The following is a 13,130-nucleotide window of genomic DNA, read 5'->3' as shown; positions in this document are numbered from 1 at the left end:
TGCTGATCCGCGTCGGTAACAACCAGGGTCCCATTAGTGGACAACGTCACAGTCTCAACCGTGGGGGTGTCTTCCGTAACGGAACCGGAGTCGGCACCGGTGAAGGTCGGAACGTCGTTAGTACCGTTGATAGTGATGACGATGTCATGGGTGGTACCGTCAACGCTCTGTACGGTGAAGGTTTCGACTTTGGTTTCACCATTGCCGAGGTACTGCACGTCGGCGTTAGCAACGCTGTAAGTCCAGTGACCGGCGCTGTCGATCGTGATGTGGCCCAGAGCGCCTTCGCTGGCAACCGGGGCGACGGCTGTGTTTATTGCAGACTGGTGCTGATCCGCGTCGGTAACAACCAGGGTCCCATTAGTGGACAACGTCACAGTCTCAACCGTGNGTCGGAACGTCGTTGGTACCGTTGATCGTGATGACGATGTCATGGGTGGTACCGTCAACGCTCTGTACGGTGAAGGTTTCAAGTTTGGTTTCGCCATTGCCGAGGTACTGGACGTCGGAGTTCGCAACGCTGTAAGTCCAGTGACCGGCGCTGTCGATCGTGATGTGGCCCAGAGCACCGTCGCTCGCAACCGGGGCGACGGCCGTGTTTATTGCAGACTGGTGCTGATCCGCGTCGGTAACAACCAGGGTGCCATTAGTGGACAGCGTCACAGTCTCAACCGTGGGGGTGTCTTCCGTAACGGAACCGGAGTCGGCACCGGTGAAGGTCGGAACGTCGTTGGTACCGTTGATCGTGATGACGATGTCATGGGTGGTACCGTCAACGCTCTGCACCGTGAAGGTTTCAAGTTTGGTTTCGCCATTGCCGAGGTACTGCACATCGGCATTGGCAACGCTGTAAGTCCAGTGACCGGCGCTGTCAATGGTGATGTGGCCAAGAGCACCCTCGCTCGCAACCGGGGTAACACTTGTGTTGATAGCAGACTGGTGCTGATCCGCGTCGGTGACAACCAACGTACCATTTGTGGACAACGTCACAGTCTCAACCGTGGGGGTGTCTTCCGTAACGGAACCGGAGTCGGCACCGGTGAAGATCGGAACGTCGTTGGTACCGTTGATCGTGATGACGATGTCATGGGTGGTACCGTCAACGCTCTGCACCGTGAAGGTTTCAAGTTTGGTTTCGCCATTGCCCAGGTACTGCACGTCGGCATTGGCAACGCTGTAAGTCCAGTGGCCTGCGCTATCGATTGTGATGTGGCCGAGTGCGCCCTCGCTGGCAACCGGGGCAACAGCTATGTTGATCGCAGACTGGTGCTGATCCGCGTCGGTAACAACCAAGGTGCCATTAGTGGACAGCGTCACTGTCTCAGCGCTCGGGGTGTCCTCCGTCACGGACCCGGAGTCGGCACCGGTGAAGGTCGGAACGTCGTTGGTACCGTTGATCGTGATGACGATGTCATGGGTGGTACCGTCAACGCTCTGTACGGTGAAGGTTTCAAGTTTGGTTTCGCCATTGCCAAGGTACTGGACGTCGGAGTTCGCAACGCTGTAAGTCCAGTGACCGGCGCTGTCGATCGTGATGNCGGGGCGACGGCTGTGTTTATTGCAGACTGGTGCTGATCCGCGTCGGTAACAACCAGGGTCCCATTAGTGGACAACGTCACAGTCTCAACCGTGGGGGTGTCTTCCGTAACGGAACCGGAGTCGGCACCGGTGAAGGTCGGAACGTCGTTGGTACCGTTGATAGTGATGACGATGTCATGGGTGGTACCGTCAACGCTCTGCACCGTGAAGGTTTCAAGTTTGGTTTCGCCATTGCCGAGGTACTGGACGTCGGAGTTCGCAACGCTGTAAGTCCAGTGACCGGCGCTGTCGATCGTGATGTGGCCCAGAGCACCGTCGCTGGCGACAGGTGCGACGGCCGTGTTGATAGCAGACTGGTGCTGATCCGCGTCGGCAACAACCAGGGTGCCATTAGTGGACAGCGTCACGGTCTCAGCGCTCGGGGTGTCCTCGGTCACGAAGCCGGAATCGGCGCCGCTGAAGGTCGGGACATCGTTAGTCCCGTTGATCGTGATGACGATGTCGTGGCTGGTGCCATCCACGCTCTGTACGGTGAAGGTTTCGACTTTAGTTTCACCATTGCCAAGATACTGCACGTCTGCGTTGGCAACGCTGTAAGTCCAGTGGCCGGCGCTGTCGATCGTGATGTGGCCCAGAGCGCCTTCGCTCGCAACCGGGGCAACGGCCGTGTTGATAGCAGACTGATGCTGATCCGCATCGGCAACAACCAGGGTTCCGACGGTAGTCAAATTGACAGTTTCGGCGCTCGGAGTGTCCTCGGTCACGGAGCCGTAATCGGCGCCGCTGAAGGTCGGAATGTCATTGGTACCGTTGATCGTGATGACGATGTCGTGGCTGGTACCATCCACGCTCTGTACGGTGAAGGTTTCGACTTTGGTTTCCCCATTGCCGAGGTACTGCACATCGGCATTGGCAACGCTGTAAGTCCAGTGACCAGCGCTGTCGATCGTGATGCTGCCCAGAGCACCCTCGCTCGCGACCGGTGCGACGGCCGTATTGATCGCGGACTGGTGCTGATCCACGTCGGCAACAACCAGGGTTCCGGCGGTAGTCAGGTTGATAGTTTCGGCGCTCGGGGTGTCCTCAGTCACGAAGCCGGAATCGGCGCCGCTGAAGGTCGGAACGTCGTTGGTACCGTTGATAGTGATGACGATGTCATGGGTGGTACCGTCAACGCTCTGTACGGTGAAGGTTTCGACTTTGGTTTCACCATTGCCGAGATACTGCACGTCGGCGTTGGCAACGCTGTAAGTCCAGTGACCGGCGCTGTCGATCGTGATGTGGCCCAGAGCGCCTTCGCTCGCTACAGGTGCGACGGCCGTGTTGATCGCGGACTGGTGCTGATCAAGATCGGTGACAACCAAAGTCCCATTAGTGGACAACGTCACGGTCTCAGCACTCGGGGTGTCCTCAGTCACGAAGCCGGAATCGGCGCCGCTGAAGGTCGGAGCGTCATTTGTGCCGTTGATCGTGATGACGATGTCGTGGCTGGTGCCGTCGACGCTCTGCACTGTGAATGTTTCGATTCTGGTTTCCCCATTGCCGAGGTACTGCACATCGGCGTTGGCAACGCTGTAGGTCCAGTGGCCGGCGCTGTCGATGGTGATCTGGCCCAGGGCACCTTCGCTCGCGACCGGGGCGACGGCCGTGTTGATGGCAGACTGGTGCTGATCAAGATCGGTGACAACCAAAGTCCCATTAGTGGACAACGTCACGGTCTCAGCGCTTGGGGTGTCCTCAGTCACGAAGCCGGAATCGGCGCCGCTGAAGGTCGGAACGTCGTTGGTACCGTTGATCGTGATGACGATGTCATGGCTGGTGCCATCAACGCTCTGGACGGTGAAGGTTTCGACTTTGGTTTCACCATTGCCGAGATACTGCACGTCGGCGTTGGCAACGCTGTAAGTCCAGTGACCAGCGCTGTCGATCGTGATGTGGCCCAGAGCGCCCTCACTGGCGACAGGTGCGACGGCCGTATTGATCGCGGACTGGTGCTGATCCACGTCGGCAACAACCAGGGTTCCGGCGGTAGTCAGGTTGATAGTTTCGGCGCTCGGGGTGTCCTCAGTCACGAAGCCGGAATCGGCGCCGCTGAAGGTCGGAACATCGTTGGTCCCGTTGATCGTGATAACGATGTCGTGGCTGGTGCCGTCGACACTCTGCACGGTGAAGGTTTCGACTTTGGTTTCACCATTGCCGAGATACTGCACGTCGGCGTTGGCAACGCTGTAAGTCCAGTGACCGGCGCTGTCGATCGTGATGTGGCCCAGAGAGCCCTCACTGGCGACAGGTGCGACCGCCGTGTTTATGGCAGACTGGTGCTGATCAAGATCGGTGACAACCAAGGTCCCATTAGTGGACAACGTCAGAGTCTCAGCGCTCGGGGTGTCTTCTGTCACGGAACCGGAGTCGGCACCGCTGAAGGTCGGAACGTCGTTGGTGCCGTTGATCGTGATGACGATGTCGTGGCCGGTGCCGTCGACGCTCTGGACCGTGAAGGTTTCGACTCTGGTTTCCCCATTGCCGAGGTACTGCACATCGGCGTTGGCAACGCTGTAGGTCCAGTGACCAGCGCTGTCGATGGTGATGTGTCCCAGGGCGCCTTCGTTCGCGACCGGGGCGACGGCCGTATTGATCGCAGACTGGTGCTGATCCGCGTCAGTAACTACCAGCGTCCCGGCGGTTGTCAGGTTGACAGTTTCAGCACTCGGGGTGTCCTCGGTCACGGAGCCGGAGTCGGCACCGCTGAAGGTCGGAACGTCGTTGGTGCCGTTGATCGTGATGACGATGTCATGGGTGGTACCGTCAACGCTCTGCACCGTGAAGGTCTCAACCCTGCTCTCGCCGCTGCCAAGGTACTGGACGTCGGCGTTGGCAACGCTGTAAGTCCAGTGACCGGCGCTGTCGATGGTGATGTGACCCAGGGCGCCTTCGCTTGCGACCGGGGCGACGGCCGTATTGATTGCAGACTGGTGCTGGTCCGCATCGGTGACAACCAGCGTCCCGGCGGTAGTCAGGTTGACAGCTTGAGCATTCGGGGTGTCCTCGGTCACGGAACCGGAGTCGGCACCGGTGAAGGTCGGAATGTCATTGGTTCCGTTGATCGTGATGACTATGTTATGGCTGGTGCCATCAATGCTCTGGACGGTGAAGGTTTCGACTTTAGTCTCGCCATTACCGAGGTACTGGACGTTGGAGTTGGCAACGCTGTAAGTCCAGTGACCGGCGCTGTCGATGGTGATGTGGCCGAGTGTGCCTTCGCTCGCAACCGGGGCAACGGCCGTGTTGACTCCGTATTGGTTACCATAAACATCTACGACGGATAATGTTCCTGTCGTAGAAAGATTGGGGTTCGAACTATCTTCCGTGACAGAGCCGTGGTCAGAGCCGACACCAGGTCCCGTAGGGGTGCTCGGCAAAGTTATGCCCGCAGCCTCAATGGTCCCGGTCGACCCGAAGGTGACACCTGTGGTGGTCAGACCGCTGGTCGGGGTGACTTCCGTGCCGGTCGGGGCGACGACGAAGAGCGGATGGGTACCGCCGGCGCTGACGGGACCACCGGCTGCCGGGGCTTCGAGTTCGATGGGCTGATCGCCGGTCAGAAGGGCCTGCTGAATCTGCTCTACTTCTGACACCGCGTCGGATACCTCTTCGGGGGTCACCGTCGCATATACGTCATGGTCGATGGTCACATTGGTCATACGCCCCAGATCAATATGATTATCCTGCGCTCCGTTAAAAACGATCGACGCGCTACCGTCACTCTCGGTGACGATACGATCGTTCGCATAGATCGGGCTGTTCGGCATGAGCAGCCTTACCGCACCATCCGGGGATATCGCTTTCACTGTCCCGTACAGAATCACAACCTTACCAACCACCTGGTTCCCGGCGCCTGCCGTTGCTGCGTGAGTGTTCTGTGCCATGACCATTCTCCACTGTTATTTATTGGTTGAAGGGGGCTTATCCAAATTCGGTTAGCGTAAACATATCTCTCAGGCAAGGCTATGTCTATTGTACCTTGGTACTAGATTGACATAGTGATCAAGATTACACGGGGCTCATTTCCCTTCATTAGTCCTGTATATCTGCTGCCGTGACAAAGGAAATTTCGTCAGCCAGTACGGCTGACTTTGGACAGACAAAAAAGCCCTCCTTGAGACAGAGGGCTTTTTTTATGATTGAGGGAGGGAAAGGCAAATCCCCCCTGCCCCCCCTTTGCAAAGGGGGGAACGCGGGTTCGCGTACTGCGCTTCATGAATACTGATACTTGTACTTCCTCTGGTTCACCAAAAGCGCTTCGTGGCGCAGCCTAAAATCAGAACGGCCGATCCAGCCGGTTGGGCTCCTTGACGAGTTTCGTGAAGTTCGAGTTCTTCTGGATCTCCTCCAGGTAGAAGAGCTTCAACAGGTTGTGCGTCGGATGATCGGGGTTTCTCTGCATCTCCTCGCGCATGCTCTGGAACGAGGCGACAAGCTGCGTGTCCGTCGGTACCTCGGCCGGGGCCGTCCCGGCGAATAGCTTGTCGACCGCGTTTATGTAGGCAAGGCTCGCCGTCGCCGTCTCGGGACGCTGCGCGCTCACCCATTTCTTTATCGCCGGGGACTGCTTGATCCGGCTCGCCAGCGGCAGGAAGTAGTCGAGGTACAGGTTGTAACGCCCGTCCTTCTTGAGTGACGCCGAGGTCTGGCGCACCTCGCGCAGCGAGAGCGGGAAGAGCTCGGCGGAGAGCAGGCGGTGCGTGAACCACAGGTTGTAGGCGCCGTTGTCCGTGCTGAATTCGCTCACCCTGCGGTAGGCGTAGGAGACCTTGTCGGAGGCCTCGAAGGCACCGAAATATGCCGAATCGGGGATGACGTCGTTGAATCCCCTACCCTGCTGCGCGGTGAGGAAGTTCAGGTAGGAGTTGAGCGCCATCTGCATCGAGGTGGCGTAGCTCTGGATGTTCTGTGCGTCCTGCGTCGTGTTGAGCTTCACGAGGTAATAGTCGCCGGTCCAAAGGGAGAGCTCCATGATCGCCCGCCAGAGACGGTGCGTCGACTTGAGGTAAAGCTCCCTGCTCTGGTAGCCGGCCCGCTCCCACCCTCCCGAGGAGTACGGGGCGATGTCGTTGAAGATCGCCATCGACTTCAAAAGGGCGGTGCGCCCCTCCTGGTCGGGGAGGGTCGAGAAGAACTTGTAGGCGGCCGCGTTCTCGTTGTCGGCAAGGCGCGGAATGGCAAAACTGGTCATGTCCAGGTAGTCCACCGCCGCCATGACCACGCCGCTCGACCTCGGGCCCGCGGCCCACTTGAAGCAGAGATCGTTGAAGGTCCTCGCCCGCTCGTAGGTCTTCTGCACCGACTCGGTCATCCCCTCGGCGTCAAGCTTGGAACTTGCCACCTGCTGCAGGCGCTTGGACTCGATCGCCGCCACGGTGAAGTTGAGATGATAGCGGTCCGAGTCGGGAGCGCCAAGCCCGTCCACGATGCGCTGCACCAGCGTCTTCGTGTACTTCCCTTCGCTGTCCTTCTCCCCGAGGTTTCTGTCGTTCATCATGACGAACAGGGGCCCGAGCGCGTTCAGCCCGTCCAGCTTGCGGGCGATGATGGCCCGGTTCACCACGAGGTTGATGAGGTTTCGATAGTAGAAGGGGGTGTTGGTCGGCACCGCGCCGCTCGTCGCCCCGGTGGCGATCTCGTTCTTCTCGATGTAAAGGACCGAGCCGTTCCAGATGCCGTAGACCTGCACTACGAAATCATCGGCGTCATCACGCTCCAGGGCCTGCAGCGCCTTCACCATACCGCTCCAGTAGGCGATCTCGGGCATGGAGGCCTTCCCTTTCAGGCTCTCGATGGTCTTCGCCGCGGCTGCGAGGCTCTCCGGATTGTCGCTTTGCAGGTAATCGATGGTCTGGGCGATGGCGAGCCTCAGGTAGTCGCGGTCGCGAAAGAGCTGCGGCTGCTCCCCGGGGCGCTCGGCACCCTTTTGTCCGGGCGCGAGTTTCCCGCTCCAGGTGGCGATGTAGGAGGCAAGGGTCTCGCCGATCTCCTGGTCGCGTTTTTCGCGCCAATCCTTGATCTCGTTCTTGTCCCAATAGGTCAGCTCGTAGGCGACGTCGAGGTAGGGGCCCCACTCCCTGATCTGCGGGGCGGCAACCGGGGCCGCAACCTTGGCCGGGGCCGTCTTGTGTTCCTTCTTCGCCGGCGCGGCGTGCCCCTTTTTCTTGGTGGCGCCCCAGGAGGGCGCAGCCGCCAGAATAAGGCAGATGGCGCAGAAGATGATGAATGAGAGTATCCGTTTCGGGCTAGTTTTTCCTAAGGCAGTCGTACGCATATTCCAACTCCTCGCATCGCTGGGATGGCTCTCGTCCCCTGGAGGGGAAGATGATGAGGTTGAAGGACGATACCCGTTTGGTTCCCTTGAACTGGAACTCACCCTTGTCACTGGTGCAACTGTGGCGCGAGCCGACAATGCTCAGCACCGACTTGATCGCTTCCTCCTGTTGTAACGCGCTGTCGCAGATCTTAAGGCTCATAAGTGACACCCCGCGCGACAACGAGACATCGGAACCGGCAGCGGCACTTCCCGCCGGGCTCTTGCTGCGCTCCCGGGCGGCCGGGGACGTTTTCGCCTTCGGCTCCTCGATGGTCGCCTCGGGCGCACTTCGTACCGCTGCGACACGAGGCGCCGGGGCGCTCGCTGCAACCTCGACCGGCCGAGTCGGGCGCTGCGGCGAGAGGGCCGGCTCGCTGGCCGAGGGGAGCGCGGCCGTCGGCCCGCCGCGCACGCGGTAGATATAGGTGCTCTTCGTCGAAGGGCGCGCCCCCACCTCCGCGGTCGCCTCCTTCCTAAGCCTCGTCGTCGGGGTACCGGCGCTGCCTGCGGCCGGCTCGAATCCCTCAGCGGCCTGACGCTCGCGGGTCACCACCGGAGAAACAGAGACTTCGGACCCGCTCTGATATCCGTAGGACCGGGCGACGACCGGGTACGGCGCCTCGGAGGGGTCGCTCACTTCGTGCCGCAGCGCGGCTTTGCCGGGTGAGGTCGTCTCCGGGCGTCTCCCCTCTTCCACCGGCGCGTTGTACTTGGGCGGCTTGACATCCAGGGCGTACACGGTGCGCTGCCGCTGGACCTTTTCCGCGACCGGATGCATAGGTGGCGCCAGCTTTTTCGGTTGCACCGGGGGGGCCTTCAAATCCAGTTTGCTCACGTCCATGATGGTGCGTTTCGACACCGGTACGCCCGGCATCTGAAACCGGCTCACGCAAAGCGCGACCGTTGCGAGCACGAAGGCGACGAAGAGACGCAGCCAAGTCGGGACCGGGGGGCGCAGCTCATGGTCTGCGCAAACCAGGATCCGTTTCAGCCGCGTACCGCCATAGCCGCAGGTGCTCTGGATGCGCGCGCTCATCTTTTATCACCGGTGCGCGAGGTGCGCACCACCGCAAGTCCGTCGGAGCCCCAGTACTTGCTCACCACCGCCGCCGCGGACAACAGATCGCTGCTGTACGATTCGGGAAGCGGCACCACCACCGGGCGCGGATGTTCCCGGTTCGTCTCCTGGAGGTTTTTCAGCGCGGAGCAAAGCTCGTCGTAGGAAAGCGGCGCGGTCCTCGCCGCCTCCTTGCCGCGTTGGACGTGCACGAGGCAGTAAGGCCTCGCGCCGTGCCGGTCCACGAGAAGCTGATGGTAATCCGGGTTCGACTGCATCGCCACGAGCTCGGGGCTTCGCTCCACCACCGGGGCGGGGAGGTTCATCTCGGCTACCTGGCTGCTGGAGGTGTCCATCCTCGCCATCTGGGTGAAGACCAGAAGGAGCAGAAAGGCGACATCCGTGAAGGAGATGAGCCACTGGTTTCTGGATGTTCCGACGGTGCGCATGGCGTCCCCCTAGATCTTCACCTGCAGGCCGCGGTTGATCGAGCGCTTCGCGACCACGTCGAGGCAGACGCAGATAGCCTGCAAAAGCACGTAGTACATGAGGGCGAAGTAGGTGGACCAGAGCTTCGCGCCGATGGCCCCGTTGTTGATGGCGCTCCCCGGATCGCCGGTATAGAGGAAGATGACGATCATCCCGGCCACGGTCCCCCAGAGCCCGATCGGGGGGAGCAGGTTCGCGCACATGTAAATGCGGTTCACGAAGAGGCCGTTGAAATTGTTCTGCGCCACCTCGCGCGTGGCATCGTAGAGGAACTCCTTCGGAGCCGGCTGCCCGGCGGCGCCGTCACTCTGGCTCGTCGCCCAGAGCATCTTCGCGACGCTCTCAGCTAAAGTGTCCTGCGGCGAGGCGTTCTTGTCCTTCACGCTGTCCAGGTGCTTGTGGTCCATGGACTTCGCGTGGATGAAGGCGCGCACGGCGAGGACCATGGCAATGACGAAGATGCAGGTGGTCAGGGTGAGCGAGATCCTGAGCGACCAGATGTTGAAGCTCATGGGGTTGATGGTGATGAGGCCCAGAATGTCCATGTCGTCGGCTCCTTGGCGTTATTTCTTGGCGATGCGCGCCAGGTCGCTGTCCAACTGGCGGATGGCCTCGTCCAGCGTGGTGGTCTTACCCTGGATCTGAACGGACATCTTCTGGTAAGGGGCGTACAGCCTCTTCATCTCGGCGAGTACGGTTCCTGCATCGTCTCTGTAGTTGAGCACGATGAGAAGACGCGTCTTGACGAGGGCGATCTCGGCCGAGAGCTGCGTCATCTCGATGTTCGAGCCGTCCACCGCCTGGGTGACCAGGTAGTCGACATGCCTTCTCAAGTAGTCGTCGAGGGGTGCCTGGAGCTGCGCCGCGGTCTTGGTCTCGCCGCTGGCGATGAAGTGCTCGGCGAAGTTGAGGAAGACGAGGAGGTCCTTCTTAACCGTCTGGAGTCTCAGTTCGAGCCCCAAGTCGTTCGCCTGCTCCGAGGTCGGCTCCTGAACGGGCGCGGCAACGCCCTGCGGCTCGGCGGCGAAAAGGGCCGAGGCGTTAAGAAGTGACACCACTGCCGTCACCACGACGGCTGTTTTCCATCGCAATGCAACGCTGTGATTCATATCCGACTCCTCTCACGAATGAGCTCTGCGAGCCCACGTATCGTGATCCACTGCCCGGAGCGGCATCGCGCCCCGCGCCGGTCAGGGTCCTATGTGATGGGTGCTTCTAGGCTTGATGTTGATCCTCAACCCCGTGTCGATCTTGAAGGTGCGGTACGGGATGATTTCCTCCCGGCCGGCGTCGAGGGTGATCTGGAGATAATCGGGGAATTCGCGGAAGCGGACGTTGGTGAGGTCGAATTTGTCGACCGCAGCGCCTTGGGCCCCCATGCCGTTCACCGCACCGATGAGGTCGATGACCAGGCTGTAGGGCTCCACCATGGTGATCACGCGGAAGTCGCTGACCTTGCCGTTGGTGAAGAGGCTTAATCCGTTCTTGTCGATGGTGACCCCGGTCAGGGCGATCTTTCCCTCGGGCGTCGGCGTTGATGGGGCGCCCTTGAGGACGAAGGGTTCCTCGTCGGGGGCGGGCGGCACCGGCTCCTGCTTCCTGAGCGCGGACGAGACCGGCTCGGCTTCCGGGACGGGAACGAGCAGTGGTACCTCCGGTGCGGCTAAAGCGGGGAGCGTCGGCTCCGGTGCGGCGGGAGTGTTTGCGGCGGGGGCTGCCACTTCCTTTGCCCTTTGTGCAGAGGGGAGTTCAGGCGGCCGTTTTGCCGCGGCAACCTCTCCGGGGGCCGGTTCTCCCTCCGGAAGCGGGGCAGGCTGCGGTGCAAGCTGCGCCGTGGGGAGCGCCGCGGGTGCTGCGGCCCCTTGCGGGGCGGCCTCTACGGGGCGGTCCACGTAGGAGGAGTCAATTTCCTTCTTGCGCTGCGCGGAAGGCAGCGGAGGGGGGACGACCCCCTCCGCTACTGCGGTTGTCGGCGCTGAGGGGAGCAAAACGGCTTCCGTCTCCCCCTTGCGCTGTGCTGCGGGCAGGGCCGCGCCGGGCGCGGCTACCTGCGGTACAAACAGTTTTTCCGGTTCACCCTGGCGTTGCGCCGGGGTAACGCCACCGTCAAGCGGTGCGTTACCCTTCGCTGTCGCCAGGGCTAAGGGCTTTTTTCCGAGCGAGCTCTCCTTTTGGGGTGCGGCCGGTTCCGGAGTCGCCGCCGCTGCGGCTTCCTTCTTCTTGCACACGAGGTTCGCCTCGATGCGCCTGTTCTTCGCGCGTCCCACGGCGGTCTTGTTGGTCGCTATGGGGCGGCTCTTGCCGTACCCCTTGGCGGTCAGCCGCTTCGGATCGATGTGGAAGTTCTTCACGATGTAATCGCGCACCGCCTGGGCGCGCCGTTCGGAGAGCCTCTGGTTGTGGTCGGCACTGGCGGTGCCGTCGGTATGGCCGGAGATCTCGCCGTACGCCTCGGGGAATTCGTTCAGGAAGTCGCCCACCGACTTCAGTTCCGCGTGGTACTGCGGCTTCACGTTCCACTTGTCGGTGTCGAAGTTGATCATGAGCACCGCGGGCTGGTTGCAGAACCTCTTCTCCGCCTTGGTCGGCTGGGCCACCATGACCGCGGCGTTGGCTGCACCGGTCCCACCCTTGCCCGTGCAGGTCAGGGAGTAGACGGTGTCGACCGCCGGGGTCACCGTCATCGAGCCGTTCACGGCGACGTCACCCAAATCCGGGCGCATCTCGCAGTTGTCGGCGCGCTTGCTCTTCCAGCTCAAAATGGAGCGCTCCCCCTTCTTGATCGAAGTGGGGGAGGCGGCGAGCGCCACCTCGGGAGCCGCGACCACGACCGGCGGAGGCGGAGTCGGAACGGTCAGGTTCAGCGTCGGCTGCGCCTGCGGCATGGTGCGGGGTACCGACTGCGGCGGGGGCGGCGGCTCGGGAAGCTTGGCGACGGCAGGAGCTCCGCCGAAGGGGATGTACAGGCCCGTGGTGTACTCGACCACGTAGTCCTCAAACTTGTTGTTGTAGAAGATGCCGCGTACATCGCCGCGCCAGGCGACATCCTCGGTCACGAAGTACTTGAAGCCCCCGCCAAGGTCGAAGGCGCCCTTGGTACCGGGGGGAAGCTGTACGCCTGCGTAACCTGCGGCGAGATTCGGGACGAACTTCTCATTAGGGCGGAAGTTCCAGAGGAGGTCCCCGCCGAAGCGGTTGAAGTCAGACTCGCTGCCGTTGCGGCTGTTTCTGAGCTTCGCGTAGTCGTAGAGCGCCTCGAGCTCCAGGTTTTTCGTGAAGTTGTAGCCGGCACGCAACCCGAAGACCGGAGAGGTTTCCAGGTGTTCCTTTCCGGCAAAGGAAACACCGCCCACCATCGGGGAGATGGAGAAGGGTGAGGTCGTAGCTGCTGACACGGTCCCGGGGAGGGAGGCGGCGCATAGCAGTGCTGCAGTCATGATGGCCAATGAATTTGTTTTCAAGTCACGTCTCCGTTTCGGTTTCTGAATGAGCCCCGGAGGCGCACTGTCACTGGGATAGCGTGCCTGCCTCATAGGCTTGCCATAAGGTACTACTAAGCTACTATCAAATTCTGCCATGTCAAATGCTCCCATTTCTTAGAAATTTTTATACTTGACTACTGGCCGCTTTGCATATAATTAACCATACAAAATTACCATTTGCAAATTTATTATTCACATATAATAT

General features: G+C 60.8%; 8 protein-coding genes and 1 pseudogene (1 of these 9 running past the window's edge). All 9 read right to left on the bottom strand.

Annotated elements, in window-relative coordinates; translation table 11 throughout:
* A protein-coding gene (locus E8L22_RS22030; RefSeq protein WP_407925354.1) for a VCBS domain-containing protein crosses the window boundary here: on the bottom strand, positions 1-434 show its 5' portion. It extends 130 nt beyond the left edge of the window; only the first 434 of its 564 coding nucleotides appear in the window; its start codon is at positions 432-434; its stop codon lies beyond the left edge, outside the window.
* On the bottom strand, positions 382-1,530 hold the full coding sequence (locus tag E8L22_RS21790) for a VCBS domain-containing protein (protein ID WP_407925360.1): 1,149 nt from the start codon (positions 1,528-1,530) through the stop codon (positions 382-384). Before E8L22_RS21790 ends, E8L22_RS22030 begins: the two co-directional genes overlap by 53 nt.
* A 287-nt stretch (positions 1,531-1,817) precedes the next feature.
* Positions 1,818-5,465: pseudogene (locus E8L22_RS17255) on the bottom strand (retention module-containing protein); the annotation flags it as partial.
* A 392-nt stretch (positions 5,466-5,857) separates the two neighbouring features.
* Positions 5,858-7,855: a hypothetical protein gene (locus tag E8L22_RS17250; protein ID WP_136526380.1), complete on the bottom strand. Its 1,998-nt coding sequence runs from the start codon at positions 7,853-7,855 to the stop codon at positions 5,858-5,860.
* Positions 7,827-8,933 (bottom strand): hypothetical protein, encoded by a 1,107-nt coding sequence (locus tag E8L22_RS17245; RefSeq protein WP_136526379.1) that lies wholly within the window; start codon positions 8,931-8,933, stop codon positions 7,827-7,829. The genes E8L22_RS17250 and E8L22_RS17245 overlap by 29 nt, the downstream gene beginning before the upstream one ends.
* The gene (locus tag E8L22_RS17240) at positions 8,930-9,403 is read right to left on the bottom strand and encodes a hypothetical protein (protein WP_136526378.1); all 474 of its coding nucleotides are present in this window, start codon (positions 9,401-9,403) and stop codon (positions 8,930-8,932) included. The genes E8L22_RS17245 and E8L22_RS17240 overlap by 4 nt, the downstream gene beginning before the upstream one ends.
* A gap of 9 nt (positions 9,404-9,412) precedes the next feature.
* On the bottom strand, positions 9,413-9,988 hold the full coding sequence (locus E8L22_RS17235) for a hypothetical protein (RefSeq protein ID WP_136526377.1): 576 nt from the start codon (positions 9,986-9,988) through the stop codon (positions 9,413-9,415).
* 18 nt (positions 9,989-10,006) lie between these two features.
* Entirely contained in the window at positions 10,007-10,552 is a 546-nt protein-coding gene (locus E8L22_RS17230) for a hypothetical protein (RefSeq protein ID WP_136526376.1), read from the bottom strand.
* 81 nt (positions 10,553-10,633) lie between these two features.
* Positions 10,634-12,904 (bottom strand): OmpA family protein, encoded by a 2,271-nt coding sequence (locus E8L22_RS17225; protein WP_162604863.1) that lies wholly within the window; start codon positions 12,902-12,904, stop codon positions 10,634-10,636.
* Positions 12,905-13,130: the final 226 nt, after the last annotated feature.

The organism is Geomonas ferrireducens (assembly GCF_004917065.1).
GTDB lineage: Bacteria > Desulfobacterota > Desulfuromonadia > Geobacterales > Geobacteraceae > Geomonas > Geomonas ferrireducens.
The sequence above is the reverse complement of the archived record's forward strand: the minus strand, read 5'-3'. Positions and strand labels throughout refer to the sequence as shown.